This is a genomic window from Mesorhizobium sp. RCC_202 (assembly GCF_041355295.1).
GTDB lineage: Bacteria > Pseudomonadota > Alphaproteobacteria > Rhizobiales > Rhizobiaceae > Mesorhizobium.
Genome location: NZ_JBFUPO010000015.1, coordinates 104567 through 124399 on the forward strand (window position 1 = coordinate 104567; position 19833 = coordinate 124399).

At 63.1% G+C, this 19833-nt stretch carries 19 protein-coding genes; 15 read left to right on the top strand and 4 right to left on the bottom strand.

The features are described 5' to 3' along the window. Positions 1-16 precede the first annotated feature (16 nt). A complete protein-coding gene (locus AB6802_RS27195; protein WP_371013291.1) occupies positions 17-475 on the top strand; it encodes an N-acetyltransferase family protein in 459 nt (152 codons plus the stop codon). A 30-nt stretch (positions 476-505) separates the two neighbouring features. Here the strand turns inward: AB6802_RS27195 and AB6802_RS27200 are convergent, their stop codons facing one another. Next, positions 506-1234, bottom strand: coding sequence for a class I SAM-dependent methyltransferase (locus AB6802_RS27200; protein ID WP_371013292.1), 729 nt, complete (start codon positions 1232-1234; stop codon positions 506-508). A 137-nt stretch (positions 1235-1371) separates the two neighbouring features. Between AB6802_RS27200 and AB6802_RS27205 the strand changes: the two genes are divergently transcribed. The 3 genes from AB6802_RS27205 (at position 1372) to AB6802_RS27215 (ending at position 3911) form a co-directional block, all read left to right on the top strand. Then, a complete protein-coding gene (locus AB6802_RS27205) occupies positions 1372-1932 on the top strand; it encodes a PH domain-containing protein (protein ID WP_371013293.1) in 561 nt (186 codons plus the stop codon). A 169-nt stretch (positions 1933-2101) separates the two neighbouring features. After that, a complete protein-coding gene (locus AB6802_RS27210) occupies positions 2102-2749 on the top strand; it encodes a thiamine phosphate synthase (RefSeq protein WP_371013294.1) in 648 nt (215 codons plus the stop codon). A gap of 1 nt (position 2750) precedes the next feature. Continuing rightward, a complete protein-coding gene (locus tag AB6802_RS27215; RefSeq protein ID WP_371013295.1) occupies positions 2751-3911 on the top strand; it encodes a tetratricopeptide repeat protein in 1161 nt (386 codons plus the stop codon). A gap of 4 nt (positions 3912-3915) precedes the next feature. On the opposite strand, the gene AB6802_RS27220 is transcribed toward AB6802_RS27215, so the two are convergent. Next, positions 3916-4932, bottom strand: coding sequence for an NAD(P)-dependent alcohol dehydrogenase (locus AB6802_RS27220; protein ID WP_371013296.1), 1017 nt, complete (start codon positions 4930-4932; stop codon positions 3916-3918). Between the two features lie 103 nt (positions 4933-5035). On the opposite strand from AB6802_RS27220, the gene AB6802_RS27225 reads away from it, so the two are divergent. The 8 genes from AB6802_RS27225 to AB6802_RS27260 all read left to right on the top strand — a co-directional run bounded on the left by AB6802_RS27225 (position 5036) and on the right by AB6802_RS27260 (position 12991). Beyond that, positions 5036-5893, top strand: a complete 858-nt coding sequence (locus AB6802_RS27225) for a LysR family transcriptional regulator (protein WP_371013297.1) — start codon at positions 5036-5038, stop codon at positions 5891-5893. Between the two features lie 143 nt (positions 5894-6036). Next, positions 6037-6603 carry an elongation factor P gene (gene efp / locus AB6802_RS27230; RefSeq protein WP_371013298.1) on the top strand — a complete coding sequence of 189 codons (567 nt, stop codon included), beginning with the start codon at positions 6037-6039 and terminating at the stop codon, positions 6601-6603. An 85-nt stretch (positions 6604-6688) separates the two neighbouring features. Beyond that, a complete protein-coding gene (locus tag AB6802_RS27235) occupies positions 6689-7489 on the top strand; it encodes an inositol monophosphatase family protein (RefSeq protein ID WP_371013299.1) in 801 nt (266 codons plus the stop codon). Between the two features lie 155 nt (positions 7490-7644). Continuing rightward, positions 7645-8337 (top strand): hemolysin III family protein, encoded by a 693-nt coding sequence (locus AB6802_RS27240; protein ID WP_371013300.1) that lies wholly within the window; start codon positions 7645-7647, stop codon positions 8335-8337. Between the two features lie 154 nt (positions 8338-8491). After that, positions 8492-9508 (top strand): MotA/TolQ/ExbB proton channel family protein, encoded by a 1017-nt coding sequence (locus AB6802_RS27245; protein WP_371013301.1) that lies wholly within the window; start codon positions 8492-8494, stop codon positions 9506-9508. A gap of 1 nt (position 9509) precedes the next feature. Then, on the top strand, positions 9510-10541 hold the full coding sequence (locus AB6802_RS27250; protein ID WP_371013302.1) for a peptidoglycan -binding protein: 1032 nt from the start codon (positions 9510-9512) through the stop codon (positions 10539-10541). A gap of 134 nt (positions 10542-10675) precedes the next feature. Further along, positions 10676-11659 carry a patatin-like phospholipase family protein gene (locus AB6802_RS27255; protein ID WP_371013303.1) on the top strand — a complete coding sequence of 328 codons (984 nt, stop codon included), beginning with the start codon at positions 10676-10678 and terminating at the stop codon, positions 11657-11659. 906 nt (positions 11660-12565) lie between these two features. Continuing rightward, on the top strand, positions 12566-12991 hold the full coding sequence (locus AB6802_RS27260; RefSeq protein ID WP_371013304.1) for a hypothetical protein: 426 nt from the start codon (positions 12566-12568) through the stop codon (positions 12989-12991). A 120-nt stretch (positions 12992-13111) separates the two neighbouring features. Here the strand turns inward: AB6802_RS27260 and AB6802_RS27265 are convergent, their stop codons facing one another. Further along, positions 13112-13465, bottom strand: a complete 354-nt coding sequence (locus AB6802_RS27265; RefSeq protein ID WP_371013305.1) for a DUF1304 domain-containing protein — start codon at positions 13463-13465, stop codon at positions 13112-13114. A gap of 149 nt (positions 13466-13614) precedes the next feature. Here AB6802_RS27265 and AB6802_RS27270 point away from each other — a divergent pair, with 149 nt between their 5' ends. Continuing rightward, complete coding sequence (locus AB6802_RS27270) at positions 13615-15099, top strand: carboxypeptidase M32 (RefSeq protein WP_371013306.1); 1485 nt, start codon at positions 13615-13617, stop codon at positions 15097-15099. A gap of 153 nt (positions 15100-15252) precedes the next feature. Further along, positions 15253-17298, top strand: a complete 2046-nt coding sequence (locus tag AB6802_RS27275) for a DUF3857 domain-containing transglutaminase family protein (protein WP_371013307.1) — start codon at positions 15253-15255, stop codon at positions 17296-17298. A 72-nt stretch (positions 17299-17370) separates the two neighbouring features. On the opposite strand, the gene AB6802_RS27280 is transcribed toward AB6802_RS27275, so the two are convergent. After that, positions 17371-19173 (bottom strand): ABC transporter transmembrane domain-containing protein, encoded by a 1803-nt coding sequence (locus AB6802_RS27280; RefSeq protein WP_371013308.1) that lies wholly within the window; start codon positions 19171-19173, stop codon positions 17371-17373. 206 nt (positions 19174-19379) lie between these two features. Between AB6802_RS27280 and rpmE the strand changes: the two genes are divergently transcribed. After that, the gene (gene rpmE / locus AB6802_RS27285) at positions 19380-19601 is read left to right on the top strand and encodes a 50S ribosomal protein L31 (RefSeq protein WP_371013309.1); all 222 of its coding nucleotides are present in this window, start codon (positions 19380-19382) and stop codon (positions 19599-19601) included. Positions 19602-19833: the final 232 nt, after the last annotated feature.

Here is a 19833-nt window from a genome sequence, read left to right on the forward strand (position 1 = left end):
ACCAACGAGGTCTGCAATGAGCATCATCAGCATTCGCCGTGCCCGCGAAGCCGATGTCGCGGCCATTGTCGCCATGCTGGCCGACGACGAGCTTGGCCGCGCCCGCGAGGACGCCGGCACACCGCTGGCGCAGGCCTATCTGGACGCCTTCGCGCAGATCGACGCCGACCCGAACCAGCTGTTGGCGGTGATGACGGATGGTGACGATGTCATCGGCACCTTGCAGATCAGCTTTCTCACCGGACTGTCGCTGCGCGGCGCCCGGCGCGGCCAGATCGAGGCCGTGCGTGTCGCGGCGCACCGGCGCAGCGAAGGGCTCGGGCAGCGCCTGTTCGAATGGGCGATCGAGACATGCCGCGAGCGCGGTTGCCGTGTCGCCCAGCTGACGACCGACAAGACCCGCCTCGACGCGCACCGCTTCTATGATCGGCTCGGCTTCAAGGCCAGCCACGTCGGCTACAAGCTGCAGCTTTAGGGCAATTCCAGGCCCGGCTGCCGACCGTTGCTATCGCCGCGCCTGGACGAGCAGAAACATCGGCCGCTCCAGCTCTTCGGCCAGTTCCGGCCTGGCGGCGATCTGCGCCTTGGTCGGGCAGAATTCCTCGACATGTCCAATGACGAACCCGGCCTCGATCAGGAGGTTCAACGTCGTCCCAAGGGTGCGGTGATGCTTCACCACGCCCTTGGCGAACCAGTCGGTGGAGCGCGGCCCCTCGACGAGATATCGATCGACGGGCCAGGTCTTGCGGCCAGCGGTGTCGATGGACCATCCCGGCTGAGTTGGAGCCATATAGATCGGGTGCTCCGTCGAGAACACGAAGGTGCCGCCGGGAACCAGAGCTTGGTGGACCGTCGCGAACAACCGCGCGGCATCGCTGACATAGTGCAGGGCGAGCGAACTGTAGGCGAGGTCGAAACACGCCTTTGGCAGGCTGAGTTCGTCGAGATCGGCGCGCTCATAGGTGATCGCGGCATCAGTGCTTTCGGCGCGGGCCCGCGCAAGCATCTTTTCCGACAGGTCGAGGCCGAGCACTTGCCTGGCTCCATGCGCCCGCGCCCAGCGGCAGAACCAGCCGAACCCGCAGCCGAGATCGATGATGCTCAGGCCACTGACATCCGGCAGCATCGCGCGCAGCGCCGGCCATTCCGGCGCGCCGTCCAGGCCCTCGACCGAACGGTCGAGACGGCTATAGCCTTCAAAGAAATCGATTTGGTCGTAGATGTTCTGTGCCATGTGTCTGCCCTGCCGTCGCGCCTGCTCCATAGATTGGATGCCATGTGCGTATGACAACGGCGAGCCGAATATTTGTATTGTCGTCAAAACATCACCCATGCGATGAATGACCCTGCGGAAAGCGGTGGGCGACAGCGGTGGAAAATATCTCGTTTCAAGGTCGGCTGTTGCCGCATGAACGCATTTTGTGGAGTGGCATGCCCACGCAGGGATTGCTTCTCTCGAGCCGCGACCTGTTCCTGATACCTTTCAGCCTGCTTTGGTGCGGCTTCGCGATTTTCTGGACTTACTCTGCAACGAGACAAGGAGCACCGTTGTTCTTTGATGCCTGGGGCGCGATGTTCGTCTGCATCGGGTTCTTCATGGTCTTCGGCAGGTTCATCGTCGATGCATGGCTGCGGCGGCGCATATATTATGCCGTTACGAACGAACGCATCCTGATCATGCGACTGGCCCCCTCCGCCAACTTCACATCGATCGACCTCGACCGCATTCCCGATGTTCAGTTGACGGGCGAAACGGCGACAAGAGGCACGTTACGGTTCGGGGCGGCTGCTTCAGGGTATGCATTCTCCGGATCGTCGAGGATGACCGGATGGTTTCCATCTCTCGATCCGGTCCCGCAATTCATCGGCATCCAGAACCCGCGGCGCGTGTTTGATCTTGTCATGAAGACCAGGCGCGCCGACACCCGTTAAGAACGATCGACGCCGCTGCCTGAGCATGTCTCCCGGAAGCGCGCAGCGGTTTCGCGAGACATGCTTGGAACCAAACCTGAAGCCCCGCCTGTTCAAGCGGACGCCTTTGCTCTATGCCGCAATGCAACCATCTTCGCCCGGCATAGGCGAAAACCGGGATCGAAGGCCAATGAACGAAGCAAATCCGCCGAACCGCTGCCGCATCGTGCTGATCGCGCCGCCGCTTACGCCGGCGGAGCAGATTTGCGCCGCCTTCGAAGGCGGCGACGTCGCTTCGCTGATCCTGCCGGACAACGGCATGGATGACGCTTCCTTCCAGGCCTTTGCCGAAAGGATCGTGCCGATCGCGCAAGCCGCCGGCATCGCCGTCATCATCGCCGGCGACAGCCGTGTTGCCGGTCGCGTTCAAGCTGACGGCATCCATGTCGAGGCCGGCCGCAAGGAGCTTGCCGAGACGATCGAGCGCGTGGCCGGCAAAATGATGGTCGGCGTGGGCGGCGCCAAGACCCGCGACGAAGCGCTCGGGCTCGGCGAGGAGCGGCCCGACTATATGTTCTTCGGCCGCTTCGGCTATGACAACAAACCGGAGCCGCATCACCGCAACCTGTCGCTGGGTGAGTGGTGGGCCGAGATGATTTCTCTTCCCTGCATCGTCATGGCCGGATCGGAGCTTGCCTCCGTGGAAACCGTAGCCGCGACCGGGGCCGAGTTCGTGGCGCTGTCCAGCGCCGTCTTTGCCGACGGACGCGACCCACGCGCGGCGGTTGCCGCCGCCAATGCACTGCTCGACGAAACCGCGCCGCGCTTCGAGGACTGACATGCGTTGGCGTGTCTCCTTCCCGATGGTTCTGACGGGCCTGGTTGTTCTGACGGGTTTTTTCGCCCATGCCGCGCTTGCCGCCGAGACCGTCCCCGTGCCGCAGCCCCGGCCGGATGCAAACGCGCCAGGCACGCCAGATGCGGTCCCACCGAATGCGGCCTCTCCAAGTGCGGGTTCGCCGGACATAAGCTCGCCCGATAAGGGAGCACCGAATCCGAACAGGTTCGGCGCCGACATACACACCGACAAGCCGATCGAAAATACATTGCCGCAGCCGGCGACCATGACGCCGCCATCGGTCGACGCCGTCAATCCCGATCGCTTCGGCGCCAAGCAGCCGGACGCAGCCTACGGCGCTTTCCAGCGCGGCCTCTACAAGACCGCCTACAACCTCGCCATGCTGCGCGCCAAGAATGGCGATCCGGCGGCCGAGACACTGGTGGCCGAGATCCTGTCGCGCGGCCTCGGCGTGCCCCTCAACCCTGCGGAGGCGGCGAAATGGTATGGGCTCGCCGCCGAGCAGGGCGTGCCGGAGGCTCAGTTCCAATATGCGCTGACGCTGCTCGATGGCCGCTATGTGAAGAAGGACGAAAAGGGCGCCTTTGCGCTGATGCAGGCTGCCGCCGAAGCAGGCAATCGCCTGGCGCAGTTCAACTTCGCGCAACTGCTCGTCGAGCAGGATCCGGGCGATGTCGGTCTTGGCAAGGCCGCGGTCTACTACGAGCGCGCGGCGGCCACCGGCCTTGCCGACGCGCAATATGCCATGGCGCAGCTCTACGCCAATGGCGTCGGCGGCAAGCAGCGCGACGACGCCCAGGCGCGCATCCTTCTGGCGCAGGCCGCGAGGCAGAATTACGACACCGCCCAAATCGATCTCGCCGCCTGGATGATCGAAGGTCGCGGCGGGCCGCGTGACCTGAAGTCGGGGTTTGCCTGGATGAGGCGGGCGGCCGAGGGCGGCAATGTCGCGGCCCAGAACCGGCTCGCCAAGCTCTATATGGGCGGCATCGGTACCGATCCGGATTTGATCCTGGCCGGCGCCTGGTACATCGTCGCCCGCCGCGCCGGCCTCATCGACCCGCAGATGGACGATTTCCTGCAAGGCCTCGACGACGAACAGACCAAGCAGGCGCTGCAGAAGGCAAACCGGCTGCGCTGACCTTTCATCGCGTGTGGTCGAGCGCTACCTTGCCGAAGAGCGACCCGTGTTCGAGGTAGCGAAGCGCCTCCGCCACCGCCGTCCAGGGAAACACGCTGTCGATCACCGGCCTTATGCCGTTCACGGCGATCGCCCGGTTCATGGCCTCGAAGCTTTCGCGCGAGCCGACCGGGACGCCCCGCGCCGTCACCTGACGGCGGAAGATGTCGAGCGGATTGATCGACCCCTCGCTGCCGCCGAGATAACCGATGACGTTGATCTGCGCGCCGCGCGCAGCCGCCTTCAGCGACTGCGCGAAACTCTGCGGCCCACCGACCTCGATGATGTGGTCGGCGCCGCGTCCGCCTGTCAGCGCCAGCACGGTCTGGCCCCAGTCCGGATTGTCGCGATAGTTGACGCCGTCATGCGCGCCGAGCTCTTTGGCCCGCGCCAGTTTCTCGTCACTGCTTGAGGTGACGATGACATGCGCGCCGCCGGCTCTTGCGAACTGCACGGCAAACAGGGACACGCCTCCGGTACCGAGGCTAAGCACCGTCTCGCCCGGCTTCAGCCGGCCTTCGGTGAACAGCGCATGCCAGGCCGTAACGCCCGCGCAGGCCAGCGTCGCCGCTTCAATGTCGCTGAGATTGTCCGGCGCAAGAACGGCGGCCTGCTCATCGAGCAGCGCAAATTCGCTGAGCATGCCGTCGATCGGGCCGCCGCGCTGGTAAGTCGCCTCGACCATGGCGAAGCTGCCGCCTGCCCAGCGCTGCCAGAACGTACCGCAGACACGGTCGCCGACCTTGAACCGGCTGACTTCGGCGCCGACAGCCGCCACCTCGCCGACGCCGTCGGATAGCAGCACAAGGGGCAGGTCGAATTGGGTGTGGTAACTGCCGCGGGCGATTTCGACATCGCGATAGTTGAGCGCGCTCGCTTTCACCCTGATGAGGATTTCCTGGCGACCCGGCTCCGGCGTCGGCCGTTCGACCAGTTTGAGGTTCTCGATGCCGCCCGGGGCCTGCAATTCGATCGCTTTCATCGGGATCTCCTTCAACATTGGGTGCCGTCGGAAGAAATCGCTTGCTTCGACCTCATTTTCAAATTCATAATATTTAAAATCATTATGTCTGAGAGGCATATGAATGCTTGAGGAGTTGCGAACGCTCGTTCTCTTCGCCGAGGAAGGCTCGATCCAGAAAGTGGCCCAACGTCTGCCGCTGACGCAGCCGGCGGTGACCAGGCAGATGCAACGGCTGGAGGACATGCTCGGCACGACGCTGCTCGATCGCCGGCAGAAGCCGCCAAGGCTGACGGCGGCGGGATTGGAAGTGCTGGCGCGCGCCAAAGACATATTGGCCTCGGTGGAAGCGCTGAAATCCTTCGCCGCCGACGCAGAGCCGCAAGGCGTGCTGCGTGTCGGCCTGGCGCACGGCTTGTCCGATGCGAGCGTTGCCGGCGCCGTCGCCGGCGCGGCCGCATCATTTCCAAAGGTGGCGCTGCGCCTCAAGACCGGTTGGAGCGCCGAGCTCATCGAGCAGTTCGACCGTGGCCAGCTCGACATGGCGATCGTGCTGCGGACGGCCGATCCCCGGAACCGGGGTGACCTGGTCGGCACGGAACGCCTTGGCGTCGTGGTACGGGCCGGCTGCAATCCTGCGAACACAGCTCTGGCCGGCATGCCTTGGGTGCTCAGCCCCGAGCCTTGCGACGCGCGCCAAAGGCTGCTGTCCGAGCTCGGCGGCGAGCGGCAGCGTCTCGTCGTGGCGGCGGAAATTCAGGATCCCGCAATGCAGATGGAATGGGTGCGCCGCGGACATGGCCTTGGCCTCGTGCCGCTGCGGCTCGCCGCGCGGGGACTTCCCGAAGACGTACAGCTCGTCCCGGCCGGGGAACTCGACCTTTCCATGCAGGTCGTCGCCATGCGCTCCCCGCACCTCAACCGGCTGGCCAAAGTGGCGACCACCATTGCCGAGGCCGTAGGCCGAGCCATCGACACCTGACCCCGGCTCCTGGCGGAGGTGCCTATCGGCGCTCATTGCCGCCGGCTCGGGGCGGCCGTCCCTTGCCACTTAGGGCGATTTGTGGTCTTGGAGGCGCCGATGCGCGGCCTGCGCCAGAAAAATCTCATTCGGATCAGTTCAACATGGCCAAGATCAATGGCAATGAAATCCGTCCCGGCTATGTCATCGAGCACGATGGCGGGCTGTGGGTGGCGGTCAAGACCAACACCGTCAAGCCCGGCAAGGGCGGCGCCTACAACCAGGTCGAGCTGAAGAACCTGATCAACGGCACCAAGCTCAACGAGCGCTTCCGCTCGGCCGAAACCGTCGAGCAGATAAGGCTCGACCTGAAGGATTTCTCCTTCCTCTACGAGCAGGACGACGCACTGGTGTTCATGGACACCCAAAGCTACGAGCAGCTCGAACTGGCCAAGGAGTTTGTCGGTGAGCGCTCCGCCTTCCTGCAGGACGGCATGATGGTGACGGTCCAGCTTTACGAGGAGCGCCCGATCGGCATTTCACTGCCCGACTATGTGACGCTGACGATCACCGAGGCCGATCCGGTCGTGAAAGGCCAGACGGCGGCCTCGTCCTACAAGCCGGCGGTGCTGGAAAACGGTATCCGCGTCCTAGTGCCGCCCTTTATCGGCGCCGGTGAGCGCATCATCGTCGACACCAACGAAATCACCTACGTGCGCCGCGCAGACTAAAAGCGTGATCCCGAAAAGTTGCAGACTTTTCGGAAAAGATCATGCTTCAAGGCAAGGTTAGAAGGCCAAAAAGCAGGAAGAAAAAATGGCGCGTTCCGCTCTCCTCAACGTCATGGTCCAGGCCGCGATGAAGGCCGGCCGTTCCCTGTCGCGCGACTTCGGCGAGGTGCAGAACCTGCAGGTCTCGATGAAGGGTCCGGGCGACTATGTCAGCCAGGCCGACCGCAAGGCGGAAGAAATCGTCTTCACCGAGCTTTCCAAGGCACGGCCGGGCTATGCCTTCCTGATGGAAGAGCGCGGCGCCGTCGAAGGCGAGGATGCCCAGCACCGCTGGATCGTCGACCCGCTCGACGGCACCACCAACTTCCTGCACGGCATCCCGATCTTCTCGGTCTCGATCGCGCTCGAGCGCCAGGGCCAGATCGTCGCCGGCGTCATCTACAATCCGGCGATGGACGAGCTCTATACGGCCGAGCGTGGCGGCGGCGCCTTCATGAACGACCGCCGGCTGCGCGTTGCCGGCCGCAGCAAGCTCACCGACACCGTGATCGGTTGCGGCGTGCCGCATCTCGGGCGCGGCCAGCACGGTAATTTCCTGATCGAGTTGCGCAATGTCATGGCGGAAGTCTCGGGCGTGCGCCGCCTCGGCTCCGCCGCGCTCGACCTGGCCTATGTCGCCGCCGGCCGCATGGACGGCTTCTGGGAGGTTGGCCTTTCGTCCTGGGACATCGCCGCCGGCATCCTCCTGGTGCGCGAGGCGGGCGGCTTCGTTTCCGACATGGAGGGCGGGCAAGGCATGCTCGACAATGGCGAGGTCGTGGCCGGCAACGAAGTCATCCAGCGCGCGCTTCTCAAGACCATCAAGAAGCCGCTGCCGCCTCGCTGACAGGCATCGCGCGCGGAAAGGTCCTGGCGCAACCAAAGTGCTGCGGCATCCTTTGCGCGTCGAAAGGACGCGCGGCGCCGCAGTCGCAAAACCGCAACCGAATCTTGAAATACTGACCCGCAAAGGCCCAGATTAGGGGCAATGCAGGACTGTTCATGAATAGCGCGCGGCCAGAAACCCGGATCGAAATCCCCTTCGTGGGGCGTTGGCACTATTCGCGCGCCGAGATGATCGCCGACGGCATCGTTCACGCCGTCGGCATCGTGCTGGCAATCGCCGCCGGCTCGGCCTTCCTGGCGCTGGCCGCCTTCCATGCCGGTCCCGGCGAATATGTCGCCGCGGTCTTTTATGTGGTTTCGCTGCTCACCGTGCTGTCGGTGTCGCTGACCTACAATCTGTGGCCGGTGTCGTGGCCGGCGAAATGGATCCTGCGCCGCTTCGACCATGCCGCGATCTATCTGTTGATCGCCGCCACCTATACGCCCTTCCTCGCTCAGCTCCACAACTCGGCGCTGGCCGTGCCGATGATCGTCGTCGTTTGGACCGCAGCGGCAATGGGGATCGCCATCAAGATGTTCCTGCCCGGCCGTTACGACCGGCTGGCCATCGTCTTCTACCTCGCCATCGGCTGGAGCGGCGTCGTGCTCGCCGGACCGCTGGTCGAGACGCTGCCGACGACCTCGGTCGCGCTGCTCGCTGCCGGCGGCATCGTCTATTCCTGCGGCGTCATCTTTTTCGCCTGGAAGGGCCTGCGCTTCCACAACGCCGTCTGGCATGGCTTCGTCGTGACCGGCGCAGGCCTGCATCTGGCCGCCATGGTCGACTGCCTGGTCGTCAACCGGTTCTGAAGAGCAATTCCAGGAAAAGTGTGTAGCGGTTTTCCGTTCGGAATTGCGCCAAACCAAGAGGCTCCGGCTATATTGCCAAGCGCCATTCATTTTGGTCACAATTCCGTTTAGAGTCGCGACAAATCGCGGCGGCGGCATCGGAAACGGGGCACGGATGGCTTTTCTCAGATCCTTCAGGCGGTCGGACGTCCTGGTTTACGATCCGCACAAGCTGTCGAGCCCGCAGGTCTTCCTGCTCACCATGGTGATCTTCCTGATCATCGTCGCTTTCATCGCCGCCATCCTCACCCGCCAGATTACCACCGCCTTCTCCTCTAATCCGGGCCTCAACGGCTTGATCGTCGGTGTGCTGGTGATCGGCATCCTGCTCGCCTTCGTCCAGGTCGGGCGGCTGTTTCGCGAGGTTCGCTGGGTCAATTCCTTCCGCGCCGGTTCTGAAACCACCGAGCCGGTGCTGCTGGCGCCGATGAAGGCGATGATCGGCCGCTCGTCCTCGGTGGCGTTCTCGACCTCGTCGATGCGCACGATGCTCGATTCCATCGCCACCCGCCTCGACGAAAGCCGCGACACCTCGCGCTATCTCGTCGGCCTGCTGGTGTTCCTCGGCCTGCTCGGCACCTTCTGGGGCCTCTTGAACACCATTGCCTCGATCCGCGAGACGATCGAGGCGCTCGACCCCGGCACGGGCGACGCCGCCGCCGTGCTCGATGCGTTGAAGCAGGGCCTGTCGGCGCCGCTCGCCGGCATGGGCACCGCTTTCTCGTCCTCGCTGTTCGGCCTTTCCGGCTCGCTGGTGCTCGGCTTCCTCGACCTGCAGGCCGGCCGCGCCCAGACCCGCTTCTACACCGAGCTGGAGAACTGGCTGTCGTCGGTCACCGATCTTTCGTCCGACATCGCCGTTGCCGACACCTCGAAGGCCGAGTCGTCCGAGGACATCCGCCTGCTGTCCGAGCGGCTGCGCAGCCTGCAGGAGAATGGCGGCGGCTCCAATCCGCGCGTCGCCACCGCCATGGCCAATCTGGCCGACGGCATATCGGGGCTGGTCAAGAACATGCGCTCCGAGCAGCAGATCATGCGCGACTGGGTCGAAGCCCAGTCGGACGAGCAGAAGGCCATGCGCAACACGCTGGAAAAGATCGCCGACGCCTTGAAGAAGCAAGGGGTACACTGAGGTGGCGCTGGCGCGTGGGCGGCGCACCGACCGCCGCATCGACTATTGGCCTGGCTTCGTCGACGCGCTGTCGACGCTGCTTCTGGCCATCATGTTCCTGCTTACTGTTTTCGTGCTGGCGCAGTTCCTGCTCGGCCGTGAGCTGTCCGGCAAGGACACCGTGCTTAACCGCCTGAACTCGCAGATCAACGAACTGACCCAGTTGCTGGCGCTCGAACGCTCGAACAGCCAGGACAAAGAGGATTCGCTCGCCAATCTGCAGGCCTCGCTGTCAGCGGCGGAAGCCGAAAAGAGCCGCCTCGAACAATTGCTGGCGCAAGGCGCCGGCGCCGGCGACGCGGCCGCCAAACGGGCCGACGAACTTTCCGGCGAACTCGGCAACCAGCGCCAGATCAGCCAGCAGGCGTTGAGCCAGGTCGAGATCCTCAACCAGCAGATCGCGGCCTTGCGCAAGCAGATCGGCGCGCTCGAGGACGCGCTCAATGTCTCGGAGACGCGCGACCGCGACTCCAACACCAAGATCGCCGATCTCGGCCGCCGCCTCAACGTTGCGCTGGCGCAGCGCGTGCAGGAACTCAACCGTTACCGCTCCGATTTCTTCGGCCGGCTGCGCGAGATCCTCGCCGACCGCGAGAACATCCGCATCGTCGGCGACCGCTTCGTCTTCCAGTCGGAGGTGCTGTTTCCGACCGGCTCCGAAGTGATCAACGATGCCGGCAAGGTCGAGATGAAGAAGCTCGCCGACGCCATCATCGAATTGCAGAAGGAAATCCCGCCGGAGATCAACTGGGTGTTGCGCGTCGACGGCCACACCGACAACAAGCCGCTCTCCGGCACCGGCCGCTACCGCGACAATTGGGAATTGTCGACCGCGCGTTCGACCTCGGTGGTGAAGTTCCTGATCGAGAACGGCGTGCCGGCCAACCGTCTCGTCGCCGCCGGCTTCGGCGAGTTCCAGCCGCTCGATCCGGCCGACACCGACGAGGCACGCAGCAAGAACCGCCGTATTGAACTGAAGCTCACCGAACGCTGATCTTGCGCCGGCCAACAGCCGGAACCCCCGCTTCTTGGTCCTGAACGGCACGTTGCTGCGATTAGGCAAATTTAGAGGCTTTCCCTGCATTTTGAACGTTTGCGGAGACCCGAAGCTTTGAACCGTGCCGTAAGATGACAGAGACGAGCGCCCTCCGCAGCGGATCTGGTCGGAACGAAGTCATCAAGCTGTTAAACAACCGTAGGCTTTCGGGGTATCGACGGGGAACCTCCGAAGACGGCCATAAAATCGCGCTTGTAATCGAGGGCGGGGCGATGGCCGGCTTGATAAGCGCCGCTTCCGCGCTTGAACTGCAGCAACTCGGCTACACCAACTGTTTTGATGAGGTTTACGGCACTTCGGCCGGCGCGGTGAACGCTGCTTATTTCGTGGCAGGCCAAAGCGATATCTGCGTGAATATCTACCTGGAAGAAGTGATCGCCGGAAAATTCATGCGGCCTCTCCGCTGGCCGAACCAGATTGACATAGATTGGCTGGCGGAAACGGTAGTCTCGAGAGGGACCAAGAAACTGGATACCGCCGCCCTGGCGACGTCTCCGATCGAACTGAGGATTCCCGTCACCGACACCACTTCCGGAGCGTGCCGGTTCGTTTCCAACCATGCCGACCCCATCGGCCATCTTATCCCCGCCATCAAAGCTTCGGGGAGCAATCCCTTGCTCACCACGCATACCGAGAGGCTCGATGGCAACACCTACAATGATGGAATGGTTCGTGCAGCGGTTGCTTCGGAAGCGGCAAGGAACGCGGGAAACGATGTGATTGTCGCCCTTCTCAGTCATCCTCCCGGTCGACGCAAACGATTCAACTTCGGCGCAGCCCTTCTTGAGCAAGCCTTTCGCATCCGGTTTTACGCGCGCGACTATCAGACCGCCTTTCACGCGCGCGCCGCTTTCTACAACGACGCGATGAACATCCTGGAAGAGCCGGGACCCAACCTAACGACGTTAATAGTCGAGGCGGCGCCGGGGACGGAAATCGAGAGGTCCCTGGAAAGGCGGCGCAACCTGCTCTCCAAGATTACAGACCTCCAGCGCACACATGTCGCAGCAATTTTTACAGCCTTGGACAGCCAGGAGACGCCTATCTCTCGATAGAGAAGTATATGAAAAACACCCAGGTAACTATAGATGCCAATGCTACACCATAAAGTAAAAGACCGGTATGAATCTTCCTTTTAGAGATCTGATGGTTCCTTGTAAAAAGTAACCCGCCATAATTTTTCTCTATCTCAATGCATCTTCCGAGACAATTATCTAGATGAGATTGATACGGGGATACGCACAATAGATATGCAAAAGAAAGTAGAAGGCCAGCCCATGGCGCCATAGTCTGGATTCTTTCTATTATCGCAAGTCCACCCCCCGGGGTGTTCTGTAATTGAAACGTTGTAATCAATATTCCATTCAGTATCAGAAAATTCTGTGTCGCGCTGAAGCCTATGTCGACGCCGCGAGAATACATCTCGGCCGATTTTTGGTATTCGACAAATGCAAACTCTTTGTCTTCCATTCCGATCCAAAGCCCCCGCTAAATCTGGAACACGAATTGAGAACGGCTGTGGAACCAAGCCGTTGCCTCCTCGGAAGCTAGCCCGATTGTCTGATCCAGGATAGTCACATTGCTCGGACATGGCGCACTTGTCCGCAAGCGAAGTCTGCCGTGGTCGACGGCGTGGGGCTGACCACGTTTTCATGGAAGCATCGCGTTCACGGAAGCATCGCGAGAAGTGAACCAAAACTCACCGAACGTTGATCTATTATCACGCAAAGTCACGCGAAGTTGTTTGCCAGCTTAACTTTAGGGCGCAAAGTGCCAGCGGCAAGGCCTGAAAACATTATCTTTTTTTAATTACACATCGCAAAATAACGCTCCTAATTTGCTTGCCAGGGCCGGGGATCGCCGGCGGTGCCTCCCATCGCGACGCGACGGACCCGGACGGCCCAAATGGTGGGAAGGCCAAGCGGCGCGACCGCTCCTTCCTTGTAGGAGGATGCGCCGCCATGCGCGCTTTAACATCTCTCAAGACTGCAACTCTCGCTGCGGCCCTGATCGCCGCCCCGCTCGCCGGCGCCTATGCCGCCGGACATCGCAAGGGGGCGCTCGACGCGACCGAACCAACCGATTTCACCGGACCGCGTGTAACCGGCCTGATCGAGCAGGTGCAGGGCGTCAATCAAGGCATCACCGAGGCGCGCGACGAGAACAACATTTCGGCTTCGGAGGCGCAACAGCTGCATATGCGCGCCGCACGTATCAGCCAGGCCGCCGAGAAGGTCGCCGCATCGGATCATGGCAGGATTCCGGCTGCGCAATATCACGATCTGCTGCGGCGGCTCGACAATGTCGACCAGCGGCTGATGAACGACACCGGCAACGGCTTCATGATCGGCGATGGCTCCGACGGCGGAAGCTATCCGAACGGCTGAATCTCTTTTGTCTTGCCGCAGTTCCAGACGAAAACCGCACTTTTCGGGAATTGCTCTGAATACAGAGGAAGGGACTGACTGGCGCCCGCGAGAGCTTATCTCGGGGGCGTCTTTTTCTGACTACCAGCCGAGCCAGAGTGCGATGATGGCGAGCACCGCGGGCGCCGTCTGGATAAACAGGATTTTCCGGCCGACGGTCGCCGCGCCGTAGAGGCCAGCGATAGTGACGCAGATGAGGAAGAACATCTTGATCTGGAACCCGGCGGCGCCGAGATAGAGCCCCCAGATCAGGCCGGCGGCAAGAAAGCCGTTGTAGAGCCCCTGATTGGCGGCGAGCACCTTTGAGGCGCTGGCGAAGTCCGGCTTTAGCCCAAACGCCTTGTGGCCGCGCGGCGTGTTCCACAGCACCATCTCCAGATAGACGATATAGCAATGGATCAATGCCACCAGCCCGACCAGGATATTGCCGATCATTGTCCCCTCCAGTCACTTGTTCCCAGCATTGATCACGCAGCACCGCCCTAAGGCAAGATGGCCGAAATCCTCGGTGGCCGATCGGGGTTGCCAAGCCCGATGGGTTGGTATCTTTTTCGCGCCAGCCAACTCGCAGCTGGGTATGAAACATGTCCTTCCAAAAACTCGACGAACTCGGCCACAAGCTCGAAGCGCTGGAGCACGCCTTGGCCATCCTCGGCGCTGACGAGGCGACGCATATGGCGGTTGGCGGCGGCGAGAAGCGCGCCGAGGCGATGTCTTCGCTCGCCGGCATGCTGCACCGCCAGGCGACCGAGCCGCGGATCGGCGACTGGCTGTCCGCCGCCGAGGCCGAGCCCCTGAACGAGGAGCAGCAGGCGGCGGTCAGGGAGCTGCGTCGGCAATACACCAACCTCACCTGCCTGCCGGCCGAATTCGTCGAACGCCAGACGATGGCGCGCATGCGCTCCGAGCAGCTCTGGCGCGACCTGCGCGCCAAGAACGACTGGGCAGGCTTCCTGCCGGCGCTGGAAGGCGTCGTTGCGCTGGTGCGCGAGGAGGCGGCGCTGCGCGCCAAGGCACTCGGCCTCGCCCCTTACGACGCGCTGATGGAACAATATGACCCCGGCAACCGCACTGCCGACATCACGCCGGTGTTTGCCGAGTTGAAGGCCTTCCTCAAGGATTTCCTGCCGCACGCCCTGGCCGTGCAGGATGCAAAATTGGCGAAGCACCCGCTGAAGCCGCTATCGGGCAGCTACGCTATCGACCGGCAGCGCGAGCTTGGCCTTGCCATGATGGCCGCGGTCGGTTTCGACCTGACCCATGGCTCGTTGTCGGTATCGCACCATCCCTTCTGCGGCGGCGTGCCGACGGACGTGCGCATCACCACCCGTTACAAGACTTCCGACTTCCTGTCGGCGCTGATGGGCGTGCTGCACGAGACCGGGCACGCGCTTTACGAGCAGAACCTGCCGAAGGCATGGTCGCATTGGCCGCTCGGCAAGGCCCGCGGCATGGCCGTGCATGAGAGCCAGAGCCTGTTCGTCGAAAAGCAGATCGGCCGCAATCCCGCCTTTTGGCGCTGGGCGCTGCCTGTGGTCGAAAAGCATCTCGGCGAGGCCTGGTCGCTCACCGACATCCTGCCGCATGTCCATCATGTCGAGCGTGGGCTGATCCGCGTCGATGCCGACGAGGTCACCTATCCGCTGCACGTCATCCTGCGCTACGAGCTCGAGCAGCAACTTGTCTCCGGCCAGTTGGAAGCCGCGGATCTGCCGGAAGCCTGGGACGCCAGGATGCGCGACTATCTTGGACTTTCGACCATCGACAATCCCGCCGACGGGCCGATGCAGGACGTGCATTGGCCGGGCGCCGCCTTCGGCTATTTTCCCTCCTACACGCTGGGCGCCATGATGGCCGCCCAACAATGGGCGGCCTTGAGCAAGGAGCATCCGTCCGCCGACGCGGATCTGGCCAAGGGCGATTTCAGCGCCATCAACGACTGGCGGCGCCCCAAAATCTGGTCGCAGGGCTCACGCTGGTCGACGCCCGAGCTGCTGCAACGCGCCACGGGTGAAAAGCTCAACGCCGCCTATTTCACCGACCACTTGCGCAACCGCTACGGCGGCTGACGCGCCACCGCTGACAACGCAAAACACATGGGTCTGGTCTTTACTTTGGCGCGAAAGACTCTGAAAAACAGAGCCTCTTTGCGTCAGCGGGTTTGGATGTTGGTGGGTGGCAGTCTCCGTGGGCTCGGGTCTTTCCGTTGCCTCGTCGTTTTTTTGGCCGTACTGGCCGGCCTGATCTCTTCGGCAAATGCCGATGAGATCGTCCGCAAGGGACCGGCTGCGGACTGGATCAAAATCGTCGATGTCCCGACGGCCGACCCGGCGCGCGCCGACCAGATCAAGAACGGCATTTCCTGGCTGTTGGCGGACGAGCAGATCATCCACCGCGATCACGGCTACGATGACTATTCGCGCATGGTCTACAAGATCGTCGACCGCCCCGGCCTGGACCAGGGCGCCGGCATCGACCTGCAGTTCGATCCCTCGCGCCACAAGGTCACGCTCAACCATCTGCGCATCATCCGCGACGGTCAGGTGCTGGACCGGCTGGAGGATGTGAAGTTCGACATCTTCCGGCAGGAGAAAGACGCCGAAAAGGGCATCTATGACGGCTGGCTGACCGCCCATATCAACATCGACGACGTGCGCGTCGGCGACGTCATCGACTATGGCGAGACCTACGAGACGACGCCGCTCGTCGGCAAGGACATGTTCTTCTACAGTTTCTCGACCGAGTGGGAAGACCCGGTGGCGCTGATCCGCACCAGCGTCATCTGGCCGGCCGCGCGGCCGCTCGCGATCAAGCCCAGAGGCACCGCTATCAGGCCGGTCATTTCCGCATCGGGAACGGACTCCGTTTATCTCTGGGAGATCGCCAATCCGAAACCCGTTAAGGTCGAAGAGAACGTGCCGTCGGAATTTGCAAGCTGGGGATCGATCGACGTCTCGTCGACGGCAAGCTGGCGCAGCGTCGTCGACGCGGTTCAGCCTTATTACAAGCCGGCGGCAACCTTTCCCGCCGCTTTTGCCGCCAAGCTGGACGACATCGCGGCCAGGCATCCGCAGCCGGAGGATCGGATGATCCAGGCGATGCGCCTCGTCCAGGACGAGATCCGCTATGTCAGCCTGTCGATGGGCTCCGGCTCCTACATTCCGCGCGATCCGGCAACGGTCATCCAGAGCGGCTTTGGCGACTGCAAGGACAAGGCGCTGCTCTTGGCCTCGGCGCTTGAGCGGCTGGGCATCGCGGCGCAGGTTGCGCTCGCCGACCTCGACCAGGGGCGGGCGCTGGACCAGCACCTGCCGGCCTTGCGCGACTTCGACCACGCCATCGTCAAGGCAACGATCGGCGCCAAGACCTATTGGCTCGACGCCACCAATTACCTGCAGGGCGGCGACGCCAGCGATTTCTGGCAGCCCAACTATGGCTTTGCCCTGCCATTGTTCGGCACCGGCGAGCTGGAGAAGATGCCGGACCAGGACCTGAGGGCTCCGTCCATTAAGGTCGCCGAGGACTTTTCCTTCCCAGACAAGCCGGACGGCCACCTGACGCTGAGCGTGCTTTCGACCTATGAAGGCGCCGATGCAGACGGCATGCGCAGCAGGCTCGCCAGCCGGTCGACCACAGAACTGTCGGACGCCTATCTGAAATACTACGCCAAGCGCTATCCGGGGATCGAGACTGCCGCGAAGCTGGGCGTCTTCGACAACCGCGACGGCAACATCATCAATGTGCGGGAAAGCTACACGCTGCCGGCGCAGGCGTTGGCCGCCAACGATCTCGTCAAGAACTTTCCGATCAAGGCCGCCGATCTCGGCACGGACCTGCCGACGCCGACCATGGTGGACCGCGCCGCGCCGATTTCGCTGGGATCGCCGGTTTATCGCCGTCACAGCATTTCGGTGAGCAATTTGAAGGCGCGCTTTTCCGGCGAGGACATGAAGAACGTCGCGACGCCCTATCTTTCGCTGAAATCGTCATGGAACAACACGGCGACAACCTTCGACGTGGAGTGGAATTTTCGGACGCTGGCGAGTGAGGTTCCCGCCAAGGCGATCGGCGACTATCTGAAGTCGGTGAAGGACGTCGGCGACAACATCGACTGGAGCTTCAACTTCGCCTACCAGGACCCGCCCGAAGATCCGGCGCCGGTCGCCGAGCCCGACAGGTCCCAGCAACAGCTCATCACCAGCATGCTGCTCTTGTCGCTGTTCATCGGTGTGCCGCTGTTCATGGTCTACCGTCGCAGCCGGTCGTAAAGCAATATCAGGAAAAGTGTGGCGCGGTTTCTGTCCGGAATTGCGTCAACACAAGGAGATAGGGCGGCGCGGTTATTCCGCCGCGCCCCGGAAGGCGCTGGCGCCGGTCTCGAACTGCAGCTTGGCGAGCCGCGCATAGGTGCCGCCCTTGGCAACCAGGCTTTGATGCGTGCCTTCCTCGACGATACGCCCGCCATCCATGACCAGGATGCGGTCGGCCTTCAGCACGGTCGCCAGCCGGTGGGCGATGACGATGGTGGTGCGACCGCGCATCAACCGCTCCAGCGCGGTCTGCACCAGGGTTTCGCTTTCGGCATCGAGCGCCGAAGTTGCCTCGTCGAGCAACAGGATCGGCGCGTCGCGCAGGATGGCGCGGGCGATCGCGATGCGCTGGCGCTGGCCGCCCGACAGCGTCACGCCACGCTCGCCGACCTGGCTGTCATAGCCCTTCTCGAGCTTGAGGATGAACTCGTCGGCAAGCGCATCCTTGGCCGCCGCCTCGATCTCCGCCTCGCTGGCGCCCGGCCGGCCGAAGCCGATGTTGTCGGCAGCACTTGCCGCGAAGATGGTGACGTCCTGCGGCACGATGGCGATGCGCGCACGGATCGCCGCCGGATCGGCCTCGCGCAGGTCGACGCCGTCGATGACGATGCGCCCGGTCTCCGGGTCGTAGAAGCGCAGGATCAGCGAAAAGACCGTGCTTTTGCCGGCGCCCGACGGCCCGACGATCGCCACCGTCTCGCCGGGCTTCACCTGGAAGCTCAGGCCATGCACGGCGGCGCGGTCCGGCCGCGCCGGATAGGAGAACGAGACGTCGTCGAAGCTGATCGCGCCCTTGGCGATGGCCGGCAGCGGCAGCGGGTCGACCGGCGCCTGGATGGTCGGCTCTTCAGCCAGGATCTCGGTCAGCCGCTCGGCGGCGCCCGCCGCCTGCGACAGTTCGCTCCACACCTCCGACAGCGCCCCGAGCGCGCCGGCGGCGAAGACCGAATAGAGCAGGAACTGGCTGAGCGTTCCGGGCGAAATCGTGCCGGCAAGCACGTCGCGCGAGCCGAACCACAGCACTGCCACCACCGAGGAAAAGATCATGAAGATGGCAAAGAAGGTGAGGAACGAGCGCGCGAAGACCGAGGCCCGCGCCGCTTCGAAAGCGGCGTCGACCGCAGCCGTGAAGCGCCCGGTGACCAGCTTCTCGTTGGTGAAGGCCTGCAGCGTGCGCACCGCGCCGATCTGCTCGCTGGCATAGGCGGTGGCTTCGGCTAGTGTGTCCTGCGCTTGCCGGGACTTGCGCCGCACCGAGCGGCCGAAGGCGACCAGCGGCAAGACAATTACCGGAATGGCGGCGATGACCAGGCCGGAGAGCTTCGGGCTGGTGAAGACCATCATCGCCAGCGCGCCGAGGCCGAGGATGGCGTTGCGCAAGGCGAGCGAGGCGGTGGCGCCGACGGCGGATTTCACCTGCGTGGTATCGGCGGCAAGCCGCGACACGATCTCGCCCGAATGGGCCTGGTCGAAAAAGGCCGGCGACAGCGTCGTGACATGGGCAAAAACGTCGCGGCGGATATCGGCGACGACCCGCTCGCCGAGGGTGATGACGAAATAGTAGCGGCTGGCCGAAGCCGCGGCGAGCAACGCCGCCATCGCCACCAGGGCGGCGAAATATTCCGCGATGAAGATGGTGCCCGAGGCCTGGAAGCCGTGATCGATCATGCGCCGCACGGCCATTGGCAGCGCAAGCGTCGTCACCGCCGCCACGATCAGCGAGATGATGGCGCCGATTGCCAGCTTGCGGTAGCGGGTGACATAGGGAAAGAGGTTTCGGAGCGGCCGGATCGAGCGCTTGCGCGCCTCTGGACTGCCACCGATATCCGCCATGAGCGTGTCCTCTGGCCGTCTGGCGGTTATGCGCTTCAATATGCGCTTGCCGCGGCCTTGTGATTCAATTCCGGCTGATGTATAGGCTCGCCGACCGTTTTAGAAGCCGTGGCTTTCAATAGCTGCGGCTTCGAGTTTTAAAAAGGGGCGCATCGACGCAGGCCATTGGCCCGTCACCAGGCGCCGGCTAGCCAGGAAATAAGACAATGAAGGCCGATATCCATCCCGACTACCACACCATCAAGATCGTCATGACCGACGGCACCGAGTACCAGACGCGCTCGACCTGGGGCAAGGAAGGCGACACGATGAACCTCGACATCGACCCGACCACGCACCCGGCCTGGACCGGCGGCCAGCAGACCCTGCTCGACCGCGGCGGCCGCCTGTCGAAGTTCAAGAAGCGTTTCGAGGGTTTCGGCCTCTAAGCCCTTCTCCGCTTTGTCGCAGATCAAAAACCCGCCTTCGAGGCGGGTTTTTGTTGGTCCTCTCGTCCTTCTCCCCGTTCACGGGGAGAAGCGCAACCATTAGCTCAGGCGGTGTGGTTTGCTGGCGGACTTTTGCTCCACGGAGTGCCGCGTTCGACGACGGCGTTGGCGAAGATGAGGAGCTTTCTGACACAGGCGATGATGGCTTTCCTGTGAGCCTTGCCGTTGTTCG